Annotated in this window: 19 protein-coding genes; 12 read left to right on the top strand and 7 right to left on the bottom strand. The window is 69.0% G+C overall.

Going from position 1 to position 18,250, the window contains the following annotated elements:
* Positions 1-43: 43 nt before the first annotated feature.
* Genes OG205_RS39780 through OG205_RS39770 form a run of 3 tightly spaced genes read right to left on the bottom strand, consistent with a single transcriptional unit; the run spans position 44 to position 2,279 of the window.
* A complete protein-coding gene (locus tag OG205_RS39780) occupies positions 44-766 on the bottom strand; it encodes a hypothetical protein (RefSeq protein ID WP_330272970.1) in 723 nt (240 codons plus the stop codon).
* Between the two features lie 11 nt (positions 767-777).
* Positions 778-1,332 carry a hypothetical protein gene (locus OG205_RS39775; RefSeq protein ID WP_330272969.1) on the bottom strand — a complete coding sequence of 185 codons (555 nt, stop codon included), beginning with the start codon at positions 1,330-1,332 and terminating at the stop codon, positions 778-780.
* The gene (locus OG205_RS39770; RefSeq protein ID WP_330272968.1) at positions 1,329-2,279 is read right to left on the bottom strand and encodes a hypothetical protein; all 951 of its coding nucleotides are present in this window, start codon (positions 2,277-2,279) and stop codon (positions 1,329-1,331) included. Before OG205_RS39770 ends, OG205_RS39775 begins: the two co-directional genes overlap by 4 nt.
* 315 nt (positions 2,280-2,594) lie before the next feature.
* Here OG205_RS39770 and OG205_RS39765 point away from each other — a divergent pair, with 315 nt between their 5' ends.
* Positions 2,595-3,437 (top strand): DegV family protein, encoded by an 843-nt coding sequence (locus OG205_RS39765; RefSeq protein ID WP_330272967.1) that lies wholly within the window; start codon positions 2,595-2,597, stop codon positions 3,435-3,437.
* On the opposite strand, the gene OG205_RS39760 is transcribed toward OG205_RS39765, so the two are convergent.
* On the bottom strand, positions 3,438-4,073 hold the full coding sequence (locus OG205_RS39760; protein ID WP_330272966.1) for a TetR/AcrR family transcriptional regulator: 636 nt from the start codon (positions 4,071-4,073) through the stop codon (positions 3,438-3,440).
* Between the two features lie 122 nt (positions 4,074-4,195).
* On the opposite strand from OG205_RS39760, the gene OG205_RS39755 reads away from it, so the two are divergent.
* The 6 genes from OG205_RS39755 to OG205_RS39730 are packed head-to-tail and all read left to right on the top strand — an operon-like array spanning position 4,196 to position 9,511.
* Positions 4,196-4,834 (top strand): SRPBCC family protein, encoded by a 639-nt coding sequence (locus OG205_RS39755; protein ID WP_330272965.1) that lies wholly within the window; start codon positions 4,196-4,198, stop codon positions 4,832-4,834.
* 41 nt (positions 4,835-4,875) lie between these two features.
* Positions 4,876-5,223, top strand: coding sequence for a hypothetical protein (locus tag OG205_RS39750; RefSeq protein WP_330272964.1), 348 nt, complete (start codon positions 4,876-4,878; stop codon positions 5,221-5,223).
* A 10-nt stretch (positions 5,224-5,233) separates the two neighbouring features.
* On the top strand, positions 5,234-5,962 hold the full coding sequence (locus tag OG205_RS39745) for a class I SAM-dependent methyltransferase (RefSeq protein WP_330272963.1): 729 nt from the start codon (positions 5,234-5,236) through the stop codon (positions 5,960-5,962).
* A complete protein-coding gene (locus OG205_RS39740; protein ID WP_330272962.1) occupies positions 5,959-7,434 on the top strand; it encodes a glycoside hydrolase family 57 protein in 1,476 nt (491 codons plus the stop codon). The genes OG205_RS39745 and OG205_RS39740 overlap by 4 nt, the downstream gene beginning before the upstream one ends.
* Positions 7,435-7,438: 4 nt before the next feature.
* Complete coding sequence (locus OG205_RS39735) at positions 7,439-8,686, top strand: glycosyltransferase family 4 protein (protein ID WP_319977718.1); 1,248 nt, start codon at positions 7,439-7,441, stop codon at positions 8,684-8,686.
* Between the two features lie 48 nt (positions 8,687-8,734).
* The gene (locus OG205_RS39730) at positions 8,735-9,511 is read left to right on the top strand and encodes an SGNH/GDSL hydrolase family protein (protein WP_330272961.1); all 777 of its coding nucleotides are present in this window, start codon (positions 8,735-8,737) and stop codon (positions 9,509-9,511) included.
* On the opposite strand, the gene OG205_RS39725 is transcribed toward OG205_RS39730, so the two are convergent.
* Positions 9,453-9,959 carry a GIY-YIG nuclease family protein gene (locus OG205_RS39725; RefSeq protein WP_330272960.1) on the bottom strand — a complete coding sequence of 169 codons (507 nt, stop codon included), beginning with the start codon at positions 9,957-9,959 and terminating at the stop codon, positions 9,453-9,455. The genes OG205_RS39730 and OG205_RS39725 overlap by 59 nt on opposite strands.
* Positions 9,956-10,705, bottom strand: coding sequence for an acyltransferase (locus OG205_RS39720; RefSeq protein WP_330272959.1), 750 nt, complete (start codon positions 10,703-10,705; stop codon positions 9,956-9,958). Before OG205_RS39720 ends, OG205_RS39725 begins: the two co-directional genes overlap by 4 nt.
* A 78-nt stretch (positions 10,706-10,783) precedes the next feature.
* Between OG205_RS39720 and OG205_RS39715 the strand changes: the two genes are divergently transcribed.
* The 5 genes from OG205_RS39715 to OG205_RS39695 all read left to right on the top strand — a co-directional run bounded on the left by OG205_RS39715 (position 10,784) and on the right by OG205_RS39695 (position 17,901).
* Positions 10,784-11,059: a hypothetical protein gene (locus tag OG205_RS39715; protein WP_330272958.1), complete on the top strand. Its 276-nt coding sequence runs from the start codon at positions 10,784-10,786 to the stop codon at positions 11,057-11,059.
* 4 nt (positions 11,060-11,063) lie between these two features.
* Positions 11,064-11,918: a nucleoside hydrolase gene (locus OG205_RS39710; protein ID WP_330272957.1), complete on the top strand. Its 855-nt coding sequence runs from the start codon at positions 11,064-11,066 to the stop codon at positions 11,916-11,918.
* A 58-nt stretch (positions 11,919-11,976) separates the two neighbouring features.
* Positions 11,977-15,234, top strand: coding sequence for a GH92 family glycosyl hydrolase (locus tag OG205_RS39705; RefSeq protein WP_330272956.1), 3,258 nt, complete (start codon positions 11,977-11,979; stop codon positions 15,232-15,234).
* Positions 15,235-15,299: 65 nt separating this feature from the next.
* The gene (locus OG205_RS39700) at positions 15,300-17,120 is read left to right on the top strand and encodes a hypothetical protein (protein WP_330272955.1); all 1,821 of its coding nucleotides are present in this window, start codon (positions 15,300-15,302) and stop codon (positions 17,118-17,120) included.
* Between the two features lie 55 nt (positions 17,121-17,175).
* Positions 17,176-17,901, top strand: coding sequence for a nucleotidyltransferase domain-containing protein (locus OG205_RS39695; RefSeq protein ID WP_330272954.1), 726 nt, complete (start codon positions 17,176-17,178; stop codon positions 17,899-17,901).
* Here OG205_RS39695 and OG205_RS39690 read toward each other — a convergent pair.
* On the bottom strand, positions 17,837-18,226 hold the full coding sequence (locus OG205_RS39690) for a DUF4267 domain-containing protein (protein ID WP_330272953.1): 390 nt from the start codon (positions 18,224-18,226) through the stop codon (positions 17,837-17,839). The genes OG205_RS39695 and OG205_RS39690 overlap by 65 nt on opposite strands.
* Between the last annotated feature and the right edge of the window lie 24 nt (positions 18,227-18,250).

Raw genomic sequence — 18,250 nt, 5'->3', positions numbered from 1 at the left:
ATGAACCGATGACTTTCCGACACAGCCCGCTCGGTTGCCGCGCTCAGTTGCTGCCCGCCTTGCGGCGCGCCTCCTCGAACGTCCGGAGGTAGCGCTGGCGGAAGTCCTCGCGTTCCACCCACGTCGTGTGCTCGGCGGGCTGAGGTGAGGCGGGCGGGGGCAGCGCGGTCCGCACCGCGGGCGGCGGGGCGGGCTCCGGTTCGGCTTCGGGCTCGGGTTCTGGCTGAAGTTCCTCGACCAGTGCCGCGACCGGCTCTTCGGCGACCACCTGGGCGACCGCTTCGACGGCCTCGGGACTGTCGGTGCTCGGCGCTACCGTTGATTCGGGGGCTTCGAAATTCCCCACGGGGGGATCGAGGTCCCCATCCCAATCATATCCAGCGACACCGACAGTTTCGGGCGCGGCGACAGCGTCCGGCTCCCGCTCCGCAACCACTTCGGCGACAGGCTCCGGCTCGGCGACCGGTTCGGCAACCGACTCCGCGACCGGCTCGGCCAGCGACGCGAACGCCGGTTCCAGCCGCGGCTCCAGCTGCCGCAGCCCCATCACCGGGTTGCGGTGAATCGGCCTCGTGTCGTACTCGTCGTCCACCGGCTCGACGGTCACGGGCTTCTCCACCCACGTCCGCTCGGCCGGCGCCTCCGACGGCGCAGAAACGTCCGGAGCCGACTCCTCGCGGCGCCGCACCAGCACGTACATGAGGGCTGCCCCCAACGTGAAGGACAGCACGCACAGTCCGAAGACGATCCCGACTGCCCCTGCCATTGCGAAGGCTCCTAGCTGACGAGGACGTCGATCTGAGGTCCGAAGTCCGAGGGCGGGCCCCACACGGGGTCCACGATCACGCGAGTGGTGATCTCGCTGTCCACCCCTTGCTCGGCCAGGTACTGCCGCACCAGGCCGGCCCTCTCCATCGCGAGCACGTCGCAGCGGTGCGACGCCGTCTCGCCGTTCCACGCGTGCGCCACCAACGTCACCGAGCCGGTGGCGTTGCGCAGCACACTGGCCAGAGAACGCCGCACGTCCTCACCGCGGCCCACCAACGACGCGGTGCCCGGTGCGAACGTGATGCCCTTGACCGCGTGCGAGGTGAACAGGTTCCGCACGGCCTCCTGCGCCACCGCCGCGGGCAGCGACACGGGTGCGGGCGGCTCCATCCGCAGCGGCGCGACGAAGTCGGAGACGGGTACTGGGCCCGCGAGAACGGCCGGCACGGCGGGCGACGACGACAGCGCCGTCTCCAGTTCGTCGCCGTACACGGAGAACCCGAACGCCGTCACCGTCGCGGGCACCATCAACGCGCCGACGAGCAGCGGGACCCAGCGCTTCACGACGCCGCCACCTGTTCGGGGATGTGCAGCGGGGCGACGCGATCAGCGGCCACCGACAGGGCGGCGCGGGCGGCGGACAGTTGCGAGTGGACGACCCGCTTCAGCTCGTGCAGCTCGTCGGTCCGGTCGGCGACCTCGGCCAGGCGGCGCTGGGCTTCGCGGCACGCCATCTTCACCATGAACTCCGACCGCGCCCGCGCCAGCGCCTCCTGCTCCTGCAGGTGCTGCGCGGCCTCGTTGCGGCGCCGGGTCATCGTGAGTTCGAAGAACTGCTGGGCCTTCTCGCGTTTGCGCTCGGAGTCGGCTTCCAGCGAGTTGCACTGCAGAGCGGTCTCCCGCAGCAGCATGTCCGCGTCGGCCTGTGCCTGGGCGACGGCCTCGGTGCACTCGCGCTCCACCTCGTCGGCGCGCTGGCGGTGCTGGGCCTCGAGGTCGGTGCAGCGGCGTTCCATCTCCAGCTCGCGCCGTTCCATGGCGGCGGCGCGGGTGGCGCAGTCCTGACGCGAGGCGTAGAGCTCGGACTCGGCCTCGGCGCGCATGGCGGCGGATTCGCGTTCGGCGCCGGCGCGCAACTCGGCGACCTCGACGTCGGTGCGCGCACGGAGATCGGTGCACTCGCGTTCGGCCTGCAGGTGCATCTCCGCCGTCTCGTCCTCGGCGAGGCGGAGCATGCGGTGCATCCGTTCGGTGGCGCTCGCGTGCGTGCCCGAAGTGGATTCGAGGCGCTCGATCCTGGCGCGCGCCTCCTCCAGGTCCTGCCGCGTCATTTCCAGCAGCTTGCGCAGATCGGCTGCCTGCGCCAGTGCCTCGGCCCGGTCGAGGCTCGTGAAGCGCAGCTGCTCCTCGAGATTCTCGATGTGGTCGATGACCTGACGTCGATGAAAACCTCGGTAGACAACGTCAAAACCGGCGTGCAGCGGAACTAGTTCCTGCTCTTTTGCACCCATGGTCACCTACTCACTCAACCGGGCTGAAGATTGTGCGAGCTTACCCACGGGCGGTGACCCCAACCAGCGTCGACAATGGACGGACGGGGTTGATGTAACACGTGGAATAACCCGTCTTTCCTGGGCAAACGCGACATCCGTAGATCAACACCAAACGACTCGCAGTCACCCGATTGTGTCAAGCAGGGCTCCTTTTCGGGGTGTTCACTCCATGCGTTCGCCGTGCACGGAAAGCAACCATCAAGGTCGAGATCACACGAATTGCCTTCCATCGGTCGTGGCTACTTCGATCACGCTTCGTTAGCCTTCTCGTTCGTGTCCTCACGAGTAGCCGTCGTCACCGACTCGACCGCGTCGCTTCCGGCCCGTCTGGCGGACCGGTTCAACATCATCACGGTCCCGATGCAGCTCAAGATCGGGTCGGAACTGATCGACGAGGCATACGTGCCGACCGACCGGCTGCTGCAGGCGATGCAGGCACAGATCCCGATCACGACGCAGCCGCCGGCGCCGGACGCGTTCTTCTGGGCCTACCAGGACGCGTGGGCGAAGGGCGCGGAGACGATCATCTCGGTGCACGTGACGCCGAAGCTCTCCCCCGCGACTGACGCGGCGAAGGTGGCCGCGGCCAAGTCGCGCGTGCCGGTGTTCATCGTGGACTCGCACTCGTCGGGCATGACTCTCGGGTTCGCCGCGCTCGCGGCCGCGCGGATCGTGCAGAGCGGCGGCAACGTCCAGAACGCGCGCGATGTCGCCGAGCAGCGCGGCCGGGACGCCAACGTGCTGATCTACGTCGACACGCTGCACTACCTGCGCCAGGCGGGGCGGGTCAGCGCGGCGGCGAAGCTCTTCGGCGACGCGCTCTCGGTGAAGCCGCTGCTCACGGTCGTGAACGGTGAGGTGGAGCCGTTCGACAAGGTCGTCGGCCGCGACCGGGCGCTGGCGAAGCTCGTGGACAAGGCGGTGGCGCTCGCCTACGGACGCAACGTGGACCTCGCGGTCGAGCACTTCGCGGCCGAGAAGGAGGGCCACGAGCTGCTCGAGATGCTGCAGAAGCGGATCCCGCACGCCCGCGACGTCGTCCTGACGCAGGTCAGCGCGGCGATCGGCGCGAACGTGGGACCGGGAGCGCTGGCCGTCACCGTCTCGCCGTTCTGATCAGAGCCCGGCCACTTCCTCCGCGAGGAGCAGCCCGGGATCGAACCCGAGCGGCGTGAGGTGACCGGCGAGCTCCAGTGAGAGCACGCCCTGCAGGCGCGTCCAGAAGGCCAACGCGCGGTGCACCGTCGGCGACGACGCGGGCAGGGCGTCCGCCCACCCCCGGCTCATGCCCAGGACGACGTCGAACGGGGTCTTCGGCTGCTCGTCCGGCTCGCCGGCGCAGACCTCCAGCAACACCGTCAGGATCTCGTCCGAGATCGCGGTGACGTCGTCGGGCGCGTGATAGCCGGGCACGGGCGTGCCGTAGATGAGCAGGTAGCGCTGCGGGTCACTCAGCGCCCACTCCCTGATGACGGCGGCGAGCGCCACCGCGGTGGTGCCGGCCGCGTGGGCGGCGCGGACGGTGTCGGCGAGGCTGCGGTAGGCGTCCCGGATGAGCGCGGTGATCAGCTCGTCGCGACCGGCGAAGTACCGGTACAGCGCGGGCCCGCTCATGCCCATCTCCTTGGCGATGGCGTTGAGCGACAACGCCGTCACCCCGGCCGTGGCGATCTGGCCCCACGCGTGCCGCTTGACCTCGTCGCGCACCTGGGCCCGGTAGCGCTCTCGGGGGTTCCCTGCCGGCTCCGTCATGGTTAGACCCTCTCACATTCGTTATTGACAGTCACGCAGGCTTCAGCTTAGCTTCTGCATGTCACAGAAGTTAGAGCTTCTAACTACGGTGACTGCCGCTAATGAACCGAAGGAGAAGTCCCATGACCCGCACCCGCACCGCCCTGACCGCCCTCTCGCTCAGCGCCGGACTGCTCGCCGTCACCGCGTGCCAGAGCGCGCCGACCAGCTCGCCGGCACCGAGCAGCAGCGCTGTCCCGACGGGCTCGGTGACCTGCGAGGGCCAGGGCATCAACCCGGCCGCCCAGCTGCACCACCGGACCGAGACCCGCATCAACGCGCCGTTGGACACGGTCTGGAAGGTGCAGACCGAGGTGGAGGGCTGGCCCGCCTGGCAGAAGGCCGTCACCACCGCGAAGAGGCTGGACGAGGGCGAACTGAAGGCGGGTTCGAAGTTCGAGTGGACGACCCCGGCGCCCGCGACGCCGGTCTCGCCCGCCACCACGCTGAACATCACCTCGACGGTTCTCGGGATCAAGACCGGCGAGTGCGTGCGCTGGAGCGGGCCCGCGGTCGGCCAGGGCCTGGGCATCGACGAGGGCGTCCACGTCTGGACCTTCACCGAGGTCGACGGCGGCGTCCTGGTCCGCACCGAGGAGAGCTGGACCGGCGCACAGCTGGAGGCCGACCCGGCCACCGCCATCAAGGTCCTGGCCCCCGGCCTCGACTTCTGGCTGGCCGACCTCAAGGCCGCGGCCGAAGCCCGTCCCGCCCAGAACTGACGTTCCGCACCCCGACGCCCGATCCTCAGAAGGAGAAGATCATGTCCACGAACACCCGCGCCTCCGTCCACCCGTCGAAGCGCGTCCTGGTCGCGGCCTGGGCCGTGCCCGTCATGGTGATCGGCAAGTTCGGCCTGCTCTCCGGGATTCCGATCGCCGTCGTGCTCGTCGCGAGTCTGCGCAAAGGCCGTCCCCAGGCCCTGCGCTGGTGGTCAGGAGCTCTCACGCTGGCCTACGCCACCCCGTTGACGATGTGGCTGGCCGGGCCGAGTCAGGCGCCCAGCCTGTCCAAGTACATGGACTCCACGACGACGGCGGCACTCGCCGCGGCGGGCATCGCGACCGCCATCGCCCACCAGGTAGTTCGCAGGCGGTCTACTGGCAAGTAACCTGGCGGGCGTGACCCTCCCCCTGACCGGCGAACGCACCGTGCCCGGTATCGCGGAAGAGAACTACTGGTTCCGGCGCCACGAGGCGGCATACCTACACCTCATCGGCCACTGCGCGGACGCCGTCGTGCTGGAGGCGGGCTGCGGTGAGGGCTACGGCGCCCAGCTGATCCGCACGGTCGCGCGGCGGGTGATCGCGCTCGACTACGACGAACTGACGTCGCAACACGTGTCGCGCGCATACCCGCAGCTCAACGTGCTCCGCGGCAACCTGGCGGCACTGCCGTTGCGCGACGGGAGCGTCGACGTCGTGGCGAACCTGCAGGTCATCGAGCACCTGTGGGACCAGGAGGGGTTCCTGGCGGAATGCCTGCGGGTGCTGCGTCCAGGTGGGAGGCTCATCGTGACGACGCCGAACAGGCTGACGTTCTCGCCCGGCCAGGACACGCCGCTGAACCCGTTCCACACCAGGGAACTCGCACCGTCCGAACTGGACGAGATGTTGCGCAAAGCTGGTTTCCGCGTTGACGAACTGACGGGACTGCGTCACGGACAGAGGCTTGACACGCTCCTGAACGGACAGATCATCAACGCACAGGTCGAAGTCGCGCTGTCCGGTGCGCCGTGGCCGGCCGAGCTCAAGGAGGCTGTGGAGTCGGTGACGGTGGAGGACTTCGACATCACCCCTGACGACATGGACGGCTGCCTCGATCTCGTGGCCGTGGCGGTGCGTCCGTGACGTCGAGCAACACATCCAAGGCTTCCGAGGGCACGTTCTGCCTCGTCCTGCACAGCCATCTGCCGTGGCTCGCGCACCACGGCGCGTGGCCGGTCGGCGAGGAGTGGCTCTACCAGGCGTGGGCGCACTCGTACCTGCCCATCGTGGACATGCTGCGCCGCTTCGCCGACGAGGGCCGTTCCGACGTGCTGACGCTCGGCGTCACCCCGATCCTGGCCGCACAGCTGGACGACCCGTACTGCCTGCGCGGCATGCACGACTGGCTCGGCAACTGGCAACTGCGCTCGCACTTCGCCGGGGAACGGCTGCCGGAACTGTCGGCGTACGAGCACCGCGCGTCCTCCTGGGCGCTGGACCGGTTCGAAAGCCAGTGGCGGCACGGGTTCTCGCCCGTCCTTCGGTCCCTTGTGGACTCTTCGACGATCGAGCTGCTCGGCGGGCCCGCCACGCATCCCTTCCAGCCGTTGCTGGATCCGCGGGTGCGGGCCTTCGCGCTGCGGACCGGCCTGGACGACACCGCGCTGCGGGTCGGCCGTGCGCCGGAAGGGATCTGGGCGCCGGAGTGCGGTTACTCGCCCGGCATGGAGGCGGGGTACGCGGCGGCGGGCGTGCGGCGGTTCATGGTCGACGGGCCCGCGCTGCACGGCGACACGTCGTCCGCGCATCCGGTCGGCTCGTCCGACGTGCTGGCGTTCGGGCGTGATCTGGAGGTCTCGTACCGCGTCTGGTCGCCGAAGGTCGGCTATCCGGGCGATGCCGCGTACCGGGATTTTCACACCTACGATCACCCGACGGGCCTCAAGCCGTCACGGGTGACGGGCAAGAACGTGGCGCCGGAGGACAAGCGGCCGTACGACCCGTTGCTGGCGCGCGAAGCTCTCGACAGGCACGTCGCCGACTTCGTGGAGACGGTCGTGCGGCGGTTGCGCGCGATCGACGGCGGTCTCGTCGTGGCGGCCTACGACACCGAGCTGTACGGACATTGGTGGCACGAGGGTCCGTTGTGGCTGGAGGCCGTGCTGCGCGCGCTGCCGGAAGCGGGCGTGCGCGTGACGACGTTGCGGGGCGCCGTCGAGGCCGGGCACGTGGGCGCGCCGGTCGAGCTGCCGGCGTCGTCGTGGGGCAGCGGCAAGGACTGGCGCGTGTGGGACGGCGCGCAGGTGTCGGACATCGTGTCGTTGAACGAGTCGGTGCAGAAGGAACTGCTGGGGCTGGACTTCTCCTCCGGCGTGCGGAATCCGGTGCTGGACCAGGCGGTGCGCGAGGCGCTGCTGGCGTTGTCGAGCGACTGGGCGTTCATGGTCACCAAGGACTCGGCCGCCGACTACGCCCGTTACCGCGCGAAGATTCACAGCGATCGTTTCAGCGAGCTCGCGGCGTTGACGCGAAGCGGTCGTGGACAGGCGAGAGCAACGGAGCTCCGCGCGGCAGACGGCCCGTTCGGGCACCTGGACGCGCGAGGAATGGGGTAGCGGGATGCGCGTGCTGATGTTGTCGTGGGAGTACCCGCCGGTGGTCGTCGGCGGGCTGGGCAGGCACGTCCACGCGCTCGCGACACAGTTGGCCGCGCAGGGGCACGACGTCGTCGTGCTGTGCCGTCAACCTTCGGGCACCGATGCGATCACGCATCCCACGGTGGACGTGGTGAGCGAGGGCGTGCGGCTGGTCCGCGTCGCCGAGGATCCCGCGCACTTCGTGTTCGAGAAGGACCTGTTGGCGTGGACGCTCGCGATGGGTCACGCGATGACGCGTGCCGGGCTGGCGCTGGACTCGTGGCGTCCCGACGTCGTGCACGCGCACGACTGGTTGGTCGCGCATCCGGCCGTGGCGCTCGCCGAGGCGTTCGGCGTGCCGTTGGTGGCGACGATCCACGCGACCGAGGCCGGCCGGCACTCCGGCTGGCTGTCGCACCCGCTGAACCAGCAGGTGCACTCGGTGGAGTGGTGGCTGGCGAACCGCGCCGACTCGCTGATCACCTGTTCGTCGGCGATGCGCGGCGAGGTCGCGCATCTGTTCGAAGTGGACACCGCCGACGTTTCCGTGCTGCACAACGGCATCGAGCCGGGCGGCTGGAAGGTGCGCGCGAAGGACGTCGGCGCTGCTCGGCGCACGTACTCGCCGCACGGTGATCCGTTGCTGCTGTTCTTCGGCCGCATCGAGTGGGAGAAGGGCATCCAGGACCTGATCGCCGCACTCCCCCGGATCCGCCGTGTCCACCGGGGCACGCGCGTGGTCGTCGCTGGAGGCGGTTCGCAGACCGAGTGGTTGCAGGACCAGGCGCGCAAGCACCGCGTGTTGCGGGCCGTGGAGTTCGTCGGCCATCTGTCCGACAGGTCTTTGGCGGCGTTGCTCACCGCGGCCGACGCCGTCGTGCTGCCCTCCCGCTACGAACCTTTCGGCATCGTGGCCCTGGAAGCGGCGGCCGCCGGAACGCCCCTGGTCGCGTCGACCGCCGGTGGTCTCGGCGAGGTCGTGCTGGACGGGGTGACGGGCCTGTCGTTCGCCCCCGGTGACGTGGACGGGCTCACGCGCGCCGTCCGTGACGTGCTGTCCGATCCCGCCTCGGCCGCCTCCCGTGCCCGCGCCGCCAAGGCTCGTCTGGTCTCCGACTTCAACTGGGCCACGATCGCCACCGACACGGCTTCGGTCTACGCCAAGGCTTTGGTGCGCGAACCACGCGTCCTGGGCCGCCCCAAGATCGCGACGGGAAATCTGTTCACCTAGGTCCGCTACAGTCGCCGGTCCCGTTAACAACAGGTGACCGAGGACTGAATGAAATACCAACGCTTCGTGGCACTCGGGGACAGCTGCACCGAGGGCCTGGACGACCTGCTCCCCGACGGCCGCTACCGGGGCTGGGCGGACCGGGTCGCGTCCGCACTGGACGCGCCGGGCTTCCGCTACGCCAACCTGGGCGTGCGCGGCCGCCGTCTCGACCAGATGCTGGTGGAGCAGGTCCCGTCCGCGGCGGCGTTGGAGCCCGACCTGGTCGTGCTCTTCGGCGGCGGCAACGACGTGATGTCCAACGCGACTCTGGACCAGATCGCCGAGCGGGCAGACGCGATGGTGCGCGCCGTGACGTCCTTCGCGTCGACTGTCGCTGTCTTCACGTTGAGCGACATCTCGCACCGCATGCCGTTCGGCCGGCGCATGCGTCCGCGCATCGAGACCTTGAACTCCGCCATGCGCGCCGCGGCTTCGCGCTACGGCGCTGTGCTGGTCGACGTGGAGGCCGACGAGTGCGTGCACGACTCACGCTACTTCGGCCCGGACCGCCTGCACCTGTCGTCGTTGGGGCACAGGCGGTTGGCCGGCCACGTGCTGTCGGCGCTCGACATCCGGTTCGACGAGTCCTGGCTGATGCCGCTGGAGGGCACGGCCGCGAGCGCTTCCGTTCTCGATCACTGGCGGTGGCTGCGCGACCAGGTGCTGCCCGTCGCCTACACCCGGACACGCAACAAGCTGATCGGGCGGCAGCCCGGTGACGGCTTCACCCCGAAGCGCCCGGAGCTCGTGCCGCTGACCTGGCAGCGGCACGCAACTCGCTGACCTTCTTCGCGTACGGGTGCGGGTTGCCCTGGATGTTCAACGGGAACCGGCCGGACAGGAGCAGCTCGTCCTCACGCCGTCCCGGATCCGGATCGGCGACGCAGGCGACGCGGCCGTGCGCCGCCAGCCACTCGCTCACGACCGGTTCCTGATCGCCGAACGTCAGCCGCGACCCCACCTGCCGCAACGGCAGGCCGAGGTGGCACCCGAGGGTGAGGCGCAACGTCGAGCCGGACGCGTTGCCGCGGAAGTGGTTGCGCAGCCTGGACCTCAGCGTGCGCTTCACCGTCGCGATGCCGACGTAGAGCGCCGTGCCGTACTCGGTGACGTGACAGTCCTCGGTCGGCACGCCGTCCGGAATCTCGTCGAAGAACCACACGTAGACGCCCGGCTCCTTCGGCGCCGTCGCGTAGTCGGCGGCGGTGTAGACCCGGTCATAGGAGATCACGCCGGGCTCTCCAGCGACTTGTCCAGCGCCTCCTTGGCCTTGCGGGCCATGTCCGCGATGTCCGCCCGCCGCTGCGCGTCGGCCTCGTAGTCGGCCCGCCGATCCCGCACCACCCGAGCCGGCATCCCGACCGCGATCTTGAAGTCCGGCACGTCCCCGCGCACCACGGCGTGCGCGCCGAGCACGCACCCGCGGCCGACCCGAGTGCCACGCAGCACGGTCACCTTGGCGCCGAGCCAGCAGTCCGGCCCGATGCGCACCGGCGACTTCACGATGCCCTGGTCCTTGATCGGCAGCGTGATGTCCTCGATCTTGTGGTCGAAGTCGCAGATGTAGACCCAGTCCGCGACCAGCGACGACGCGCCGATCTCGATGTCGAGGTAGCAGTTGACCGTGTTGTCCTTGCCGAACACGACCTTGTCGCCGATGCGCAGCGACCCCTCGTGGCACCGGATGGCGTTGCCGTCGCCGATGTGCACCCAGCGGCCGATCTCCATGCGGCCGAAGCCGGGGCGGGCCATGATCTCGACGCGCTTGCCGAAGAACACCATGCCGCGCAGCACCACGTGCGGGTTGAGCAGGCGGAACTTCAGCAGCCGCCAGTACCGCACGATGTACCAGGGCGTGTAGGCGCGGTGGCGCAGGACCCAGCGCAGGGAGGCCATCGTGAGGAACCGCGCCTGCATCGGGTCCCGGCGCGACCTGCGCCAGCGAGTCCAGACAGGTGCGCCCCACATGCTCGTCATGGACGAAGACTCTAACTTCGGGCGGCCGGCGGGCTGGAAACGGTTCTAATAGTGGCCTCGGCGAACGCGAGGTGCGACATGTGGGCGGTCATCGGTGTCTGGGACATCGACGCGGAAGCGATCGACGCGCTGCGGGCGCAGGTGCCGCTGATGGCGTCGAGCAAGGTCGGGCTACCTGGGTTCGTGCACGGCACGTGGACGCTCGACGGCCACATGATCCAGGTCTACGACAACGAGGCGGACGCGCGCCGCTACCACCAGGACATGCTCGACCAGGGCGCGACTGAACCTCCCGGTGTGCGCTGTGTCGTGTGGGACGTGTCCGAGGTCGGCGCCGAGTCTCAGGCACCCTAGGGACATGGCGATTCCTCTCATCATCGACACCGACCCCGGCGTCGACGACGCGTTCGCGATCGCGCTCGCGGCCCGCAGTCCCGAGGTCGAGCTGAAAGGCCTCACCACGGTCTTCGGCAACGTCGGGCTCGACCTCACCACGGCCAACGCGCTGCGCCTGCTCGCCCACCTCGGCCGCACCGACGTGCCGGTGATCAGGGGCTTCGGCGGGCCGGGCGGTGCGGCGGACGTGCACGGCGAGGACGGGCTCGGCGGGCAGGCGCACACGTTGCCGGAGAACACCGAGGGCGTCCGCGGCGAAGACGTCGTCCAGTTCTTCGCGGACAACGTCAAGCCGGACACCGTGGTCGCGGCCATCGGGCCGCTGACGAACATCGCTCACGCGCTCGAGGCCGGCATCGAGTTCCCGCGGCTGATCGTCATGGGTGGCGGGCTCGGCCTCGGCAACATGACCGCGCGCGCCGAGTTCAACTTCTGGGCGGACGCCAAGGCCGCGCGGACGGTCGTCCGCAAGGGCAACCCGATCGTCGTGCCGCTCAACCTGACCCAGCGGTGCATCGCGGACACCGAGTTCCTCGCGAACGTCGACCCCGTGCTGAGCAACCTCACCGGGACCTACCGGGCCTATCTCGCGAGGCATTCCGAGCAGAACATGTCCGGGCGCGAGGAGGGCATCCTGATCCACGACGCGGTCGCCGTGGCGGAGGCGATCGTGCCCGGCACCCTGCACCTGAAGACGCACGGCCTCGACATCGACGACGAGGGTGCGCTCATCGAGGGAAAGCACCAGGTAGAGGTCGCGGAAGACTGCGATTGGCCCGCGCTGAGGGCCTTCATGGAGCAGCGCTTGTCCGTTTGACGACAACTTCACGTCGCTGTCTGGGGTTGAGCGGGCACGGAAAGTAGGGTCCGCGACCATGCAGCGAAGAGTCCTCACGACAGCTGCGGTAGCGGTGGCCATGACGTTCGGAGTGGTCCCTGCCTCCGCTCAGCCCCAGATCCAGGTGGTGCCGGATCCGGCAGCACACGTGAACCCGTTCATCGGCACGACCAACCTCGGGAACACCTTTCCCGGCGCGGTCGTGCCGTTCGGCATGTTCTCCTTCAGCCCGGAGGCCAGTCGCGGCAACACCCTGCGCGCCGCGGCTCCCGGCGGATACCGGTACGACGCCACGAAGATCCGCGGCTTCAGCCTCACCCACATGTCCGGGACCGGCTGCGCGGGCGGAAGCGGTGACATCCCGATCTTCCCGCACGTCGGGGCCGTCACCACGTCGCCGACCACGGACGCGACCGACGCGGTCTACGCCAGCGAGTTCGCGCACGCGGACGAGGTGGCCAAGCCCGGCCGCTACGACGTGACCCTGAAGTCCGGCGCGAAGGCCGAGCTGTCCGCCACCGAACGCACCGGTGCCGCGCGGTTCAGCTTCCCCGCCGACAAGCCGGCGACGGTGCTGATCAACACCTCCAAGTCGCAGGTCGGCTCGTCCGACGCCCAGACGGTGATCGACAAGGACAAGCGGACGATCACCGGCAGCGTCACGAGCGGCAACTTCTGCGGCTACATCAACCAGGTCGGCCGCCGCAGCTACTACACGCTGCACTTCGTGGCGGAGTTCGACCAGGCGTTCACCGAGGTCGGCACGTACCAGGACAACGTTGTCACGGCCGGAAGCACGTCCTCCAAGGGCGGCACGACGTACGGGACGAACGGCTGGCCGGTGCTCGGCAAGGGTTCCGGCGCCTACCTCGGGTTCGCGCCCGGTTCGCAGGTCGGCGTCAAGGTCGGCATCTCCTACGTCAGCCTGGACAACGCGAAGGCGAACCTCAAGGCCGAGAACAAGGGTCAGTCCATTGAGGACATGAGGGACAACGCGTACATCGCGTGGCAGAAGCAGCTCAAGCGCATCGAGGTCGGCGGCGGCTCCGATGACGAGCGGACGAAGTTCTACACCGCGCTGTACCACTCCCTGCTGCACCCCAACCTGTTCAGCGACGTCAACGGCGAGTACGCCGGATTCGACGGCAAGACCCACAAGATCGACAAGAGACGGCAGAAAGCCCAGTACGGCACGTTCTCCGGCTGGGACATCTACCGATCGCAGCTGCAGCTGCTCACCATGCTCGAACCGCAGATCGGCTCGGACATCGCGCAGTCGCTGCTCAACCAGTCCGAGCAGAACAACGGCGTGTGGGACCGCTGGACGCACAACGGCGGCGGCACGCACGTGATGAACGGCGACCCGGCGCCGATCGCGCTGGCTGCCATCTCGGCGTTCGGCGGCGACGGGTACGACGTCAAGGCGTCGCTGAAGTCGTTGGTGAAGGCCGCGACCGTGCCCACGGCGCTGGACCTGAGCAAGGACGGCTGGGCCGTGATGTCGGTCGGGCAGCGGCCGTCGCTCGACAAGTACCTGCAGAACAAGTACATGCCGTCCGTGTCGAACGCGTGGGGTGGCGCGGCGGAGACGTTGGAGATCTCCGCGGCGGACTTCGCGATCAGCCAGCTCGCCGAACGCACTGGCGACAAGAAGGTCGCGAAGACGTTCGCCGAACGCGCGCAGTGGTGGCAGAACAACTTCGACCCGGTCGCCGACAGCACCGGCGGCTACATCCGCAACCGCAGCGCCGACGGCACGTGGGTCAAGGACTTCACGCCGGACACCGGCAACGGGTTCGTGGAGGGCAGCAGCGCCCAGTACACGTGGATGGTCACGCACAACGTCGCCGGACTCGTCGACTCGCTGGGCGGCCGTGAGCGTGCCAACAAGCGGCTGGACGACTTCTTCCACAACGCGGACGGCAGCTGGGCCCTGACGGGCAAGGGCGGTGCGAAGTCCGAACTGGACAACGAGCCGTCCGTGAACGTGCCGTGGCTCTACAACTACACGGGCCAGCCCGCCAAGGCGCAGGAGACGCTGCGCGAGACGATCGGCACGCTGTGGAAGAACGCCCCCGGCGGCATTCCCGGCAACGACGACCTCGGCGCGATGTCGTCGTGGTTCGTGTTCACCGCGATGGGCATCTACCCGCAGGTGCCGTCCCGCGCCGAGCTGGTGCTGAGCAGCCCGCTGTTCACGTCGGTGAAGATCAACCGGGGTGGCGGCAAGGACATCACGATCAACGCGCCTCAGGCCAACGCCGCCACGAAGTACGTGCAGTCGTTGAAGGTCAACGGCAAGGCGTCCTCGAAGACCTGGCTGCCCGAGTCGTTCGTGGAACGCGGCGGCAAGCTGGACTTCGTGCTGGGCAAGACCGCTTCCTCTTGGGGCACGGGTGCAACGGATGCCCCACCGTCGTTCCGCGACGGCGAGAAGCCGATCAAGCACGACCAGCCGTACTTCCTGACCGTCGAACCGCGGCAGCTCGTGGTCGAGCCCGGCAAGTCGGTCACGGCGAAGGTCAACTCGGTCAAGCTCTACGACGGAGACCCGAAGGCGACCTACACGATCACCGGTCCGGAGACGCTGAAGTTCACGCCCACCACCGGTGCCGTGCCTTCGGAGTTCACGGTCACGGCCGAAGCCGGTACGGCACAGGGCTTCTACGACATCACCGTGACGGTGACCGTCGAGGGCGCGGCCAAGCCGGTCGTGCTGCCGCAGACGGTGAAGGTCGCGCCGGCGGGCAGCATGCTCGCGGCCGTGAACAACGTGGGAGCCTCCGCCGACGCTGACGGCGAGGGCGACTTCGACGGCGGCGGCTACAGCTACTCGCGGGAAGCGCTGGCCACGGCCGGTCTTCCGCCTGGCGGCACGAGCACCGTCGACGGCCTCACGTTCACGTGGCCGTCGTCGCCTCCCGGCCGTCCCGACAACGCGACCGCCACGAAGCAAACGCTCACCCTGTCCGGAACCAAGCTCGCCTTCGTCGGCTCCGCGGCCAACGGAGCACGAACGAAGCCGGCCACGGTGACGTTCACGGACGGCACCACGGCGGCGGTGGACGTCGGCTTCAGCGACTGGACGCTGGGCGGCGGCGGGGCGGCACCGAGCTTCGGCAACGTGATCCTCGCGAACACGCCGTACCGCAACCAGTCGGGCGGCGGTAGCGAGAAGGTCGCCACGCACATCTTCGCGACGAAGACGTACGTGGCTCCGGAGGGCAAGACGCTGGCGAGCGTCGTGCTGCCGGATGACGCCAACATGCACATCTTCGCGGTGGCACTGGGTTAGTCCATCCCGGTGGGTGCGGCTCGGTTCACCGGCCGGGCCGCACCCACCGAGGGGATGATCCGGACGTGAGCGACATCGAGCAGCGGCTCATCAAGGCGGCCCGCGACGGCGAGTGGCTGGAGTGCGCCGAGCCCGCCAACGTGGTGCGGGCGGGCCTGGTCAGGGAGCTGCTGATGGGTCGCCGCGGTGAGCTCGATCCGGGCGGGGTGAAGCTGCGCGGGGTGCGGATCGAGGGCACTCTCGACCTCGTCCGCGTGAAAGCCGTGGCAGGGTTGAGCTTCAGCGACTGCACGATCGACGAGCCCGTCATGGCCCGCTACGCGAGCTTGCCGGAACTGCACTTCTACGGCGGACGCTGTGCCGGGATCCACGCGAACGGCCTCCAGCTCGACGGCGACCTGTTCCTGCGCGGCGGGATTCAGATCACCGGAGACGACGCCCGCGGCACGATCAGGCTTCTCGACGCGCGCATCGCGGGCGACGTCGAGTTCGCGGACCTGGAGATCACCAACACCGGCGGCGCCGCGCTGCACGCCGACGGACTGAAGGTCGGCGGCAACCTGGCCTTGCGAGGCGTGCGGATCGCCGGGGACGGGCGCAGCGCGCTCAACCTCTTCGGCGCCCACGTCGCGGCGAACTTCAAGGTCGCGGAGTCCGAGATCACCAACAGCGCCGGTGCCGCGCTGGTCCTCGACAACATCACCGTCGGCGGCAACTTCTCGCTGCGCAAGGGAAATCGGATCACCGGGCACGGTGAGGCGGGCTCGGTCCGCCTCGTCAGCGCTCACATCTCAGGACATGTCGAGATGACGGGCACGGAGATCACCAACGCCGCGGGACCCGCGCTGGAGTCGAACGGGATCCAGGTCGAGGGGAACTTCCTGCTGCGGGACCGTCTTCTCCTCACCGGGCACGACGAGTTCGGCGCGGCCGACCTGGCAGGCGCCCGCATCGGGAACGCCCTCCAGTTCGCCGGCGCGACCCTGACGAACACGGCCGGTCCCGCGATCAGGGCCGACCGCGCCCGCATCGGCGACTCCCTGGTCATGATCGGCCAGAACCGGTTCTCCGCGGGCGGCGACGGCCCCGCGCTCAGCCTGATCGGCACCCACGTCGACGGCAGGTTCGGTTGTGCGGACACGGTCGAACTGAGGCCGCAGTCGAACCTGGTGATGAACCTCCAGCACATGGTGGTGGGGGTGTCCGCGAGGTTGCCGCACGCGGCACTGTGCCCCGCGCTCGGCCGCGGCCCGGCGTGCGAACACGAAAGTCTCGTCCGCATCGACGACTTCTCCTACCCCGCCCTCGGATCGGGATGGGACTGGGAACAGTGGCTGCACGTGATCCGCTGCCACACCCCCGCCTATCACGCCTCGTCCTACCAGCGGCTGGCCGCGGTCGAGCGAGCCGCCGGGCACGACGGCACCGTGCGCCGGATTCTCATGGCACAACAGACGGATCTGCGCCGGCGCAGCCCTCAGTCGTTGGGTGGGCCGTTGACGCGGTGGTTCCACTGGCTGTGGGGAGTGCTGGCCGGGTACGGCTATCGGGCTCGCCGCACCGCCGCCGCGCTGCTGCTGGTCCTGGTCGCCGCCGGGGCGATCGGCTGGTGGGCAGGGCAGGTCGACACCCGTCCGGGACATCACGTCGCCGAACGGGTCATCAGTGCGGGAGTTCCCTGCTCCACGGTCGAACTGGTCGGGCTCGGGCTGGACCGCGGGTTGCCGTTGGCGATGACCGGGATGCGGACGAGGTGCGATCTGGACACCGCGTCGAAGAAGGGTCAGGCGTTCACGGCGGCCATCTGGCTGGTGCAACTCGCTGTGTGGGGGTTGGCGACGCTGGCGCTGGCGGGGTACACGAATCTCGTGCGCAAGCCCGGCTGACGTGGAATGTCGCGGTCTCCAGCGAAGCTGATGCCGCAGTCAATAATCTTGGACCGTGTTCTCGGTTTCTGAGCGTGATCAGTTGCGCCGCGATCTCATCAACGCCGCCGACGTCGATCCACGGGTGGTCGGGGCGGCGCTGACCGGGTCAGCGGCGGTGGGCAGGGAAGATCGCTGGTCCGACATCGACTTCGCTTTGTCGGTCGAGCGCGACCTGGACGCGGTGGTCGACGACTGGACGGCGTTGATGTACGCGTGCGGTGCCGTCAGCCATCTTGACGTTCGGCACGGCACGGTGCTGTTCCGCGTGTTCCTGATGCGGTCGACGTTGCAGGTGGACGTCGCGTTCTGGCCGTCGGACGAGTTCGGGGCCACCGGGCCCACGTTCAAGCTGCTGTTCGGCGAGACGAACGACCTGCCGCAGGCCGGGCAGCCCGACCGGGACGGGCTCATCGGGCTTGCCTGGTTGTACGCGCTGCACGCGCGGTCGTCCATCGCGCGCGGGCGTTCGTGGCAGGCGGTCTACATGATCAACGGGATGCGCGACCACGTGATGTCGTTGTGGTGCCTGCGCGAAGAGGTGAACGCGGTGCAGGGGCGAGGGCTGGACGACCTGCGGAACGCCGGCGCGTTCACCGGGACGCTCGTGTTGTCCACGCATCCCGACGAGTTGGCGCGGGCGTTCCACGTGCTGACCGGGCTGTTGCTCGGGGAGATCACTGAGCCGGAACTGCGCGAGGCCGTTCGGGCATTGTCTCCCGCAGCAGCAAACCGGCCGTGAGCAGCACCAGCACGGCTGCCGAGCCGTGCACCATGAGCGCGTAGCCCACCGTGCCGCCGTGCGTGATCACGGCGAGGCAGTCGCCGATCGGGATGATCGAGTCCGCCAGGACCACCCAGCCCAGGGCTCGCCGCTGGCCCATCAGCAGCAGGATCAGGGCCGTCAGGGCATATGCGACGTCGCGCACGCCCTTCACGACGTAGTAGCCGGTCGGGTCGACGATGCCGAAACCCGCCGCGGCACCGTCGCCGTTCAGCAGGTAGCTGAGGCCGAAGTAGAAGCCGGCCAGCACGACGAGCCATCCCATGATCGTGGTCAAACGCATTGCATCCTCCGCAAGAATCTAGCA

The sequence above is a fragment of the Lentzea sp. NBC_00516 genome, assembly GCF_036346835.1.
Lineage (GTDB): Bacteria > Actinomycetota > Actinomycetes > Mycobacteriales > Pseudonocardiaceae > Lentzea > Lentzea sokolovensis.
The sequence above is the reverse complement of the archived record's forward strand: the minus strand, read 5'-3'. Positions and strand labels throughout refer to the sequence as shown.

Coding starts and splice junctions, on each gene's coding strand:
- OG205_RS39710 (WP_330272957.1), top strand. CDS start 11,064: ATGGCGATTCCTCTCATCATCGACACCGACCCCGGCGTCGACGACGCG.
- OG205_RS39720 (WP_330272959.1), bottom strand. CDS start 10,705: ATGACGAGCATGTGGGGCGCACCTGTCTGGACTCGCTGGCGCAGGTCG.
- OG205_RS39705 (WP_330272956.1), top strand. CDS start 11,977: ATGCAGCGAAGAGTCCTCACGACAGCTGCGGTAGCGGTGGCCATGACG.
- OG205_RS39735 (WP_319977718.1), top strand. CDS start 7,439: ATGCGCGTGCTGATGTTGTCGTGGGAGTACCCGCCGGTGGTCGTCGGC.
- OG205_RS39750 (WP_330272964.1), top strand. CDS start 4,876: ATGTCCACGAACACCCGCGCCTCCGTCCACCCGTCGAAGCGCGTCCTG.
- OG205_RS39755 (WP_330272965.1), top strand. CDS start 4,196: ATGACCCGCACCCGCACCGCCCTGACCGCCCTCTCGCTCAGCGCCGGA.
- OG205_RS39690 (WP_330272953.1), bottom strand. CDS start 18,226: ATGCGTTTGACCACGATCATGGGATGGCTCGTCGTGCTGGCCGGCTTC.
- OG205_RS39780 (WP_330272970.1), bottom strand. CDS start 766: ATGGCAGGGGCAGTCGGGATCGTCTTCGGACTGTGCGTGCTGTCCTTC.
- OG205_RS39770 (WP_330272968.1), bottom strand. CDS start 2,279: ATGGGTGCAAAAGAGCAGGAACTAGTTCCGCTGCACGCCGGTTTTGAC.
- OG205_RS39730 (WP_330272961.1), top strand. CDS start 8,735: ATGAAATACCAACGCTTCGTGGCACTCGGGGACAGCTGCACCGAGGGC.
- OG205_RS39715 (WP_330272958.1), top strand. CDS start 10,784: ATGTGGGCGGTCATCGGTGTCTGGGACATCGACGCGGAAGCGATCGAC.
- OG205_RS39760 (WP_330272966.1), bottom strand. CDS start 4,073: ATGACGGAGCCGGCAGGGAACCCCCGAGAGCGCTACCGGGCCCAGGTG.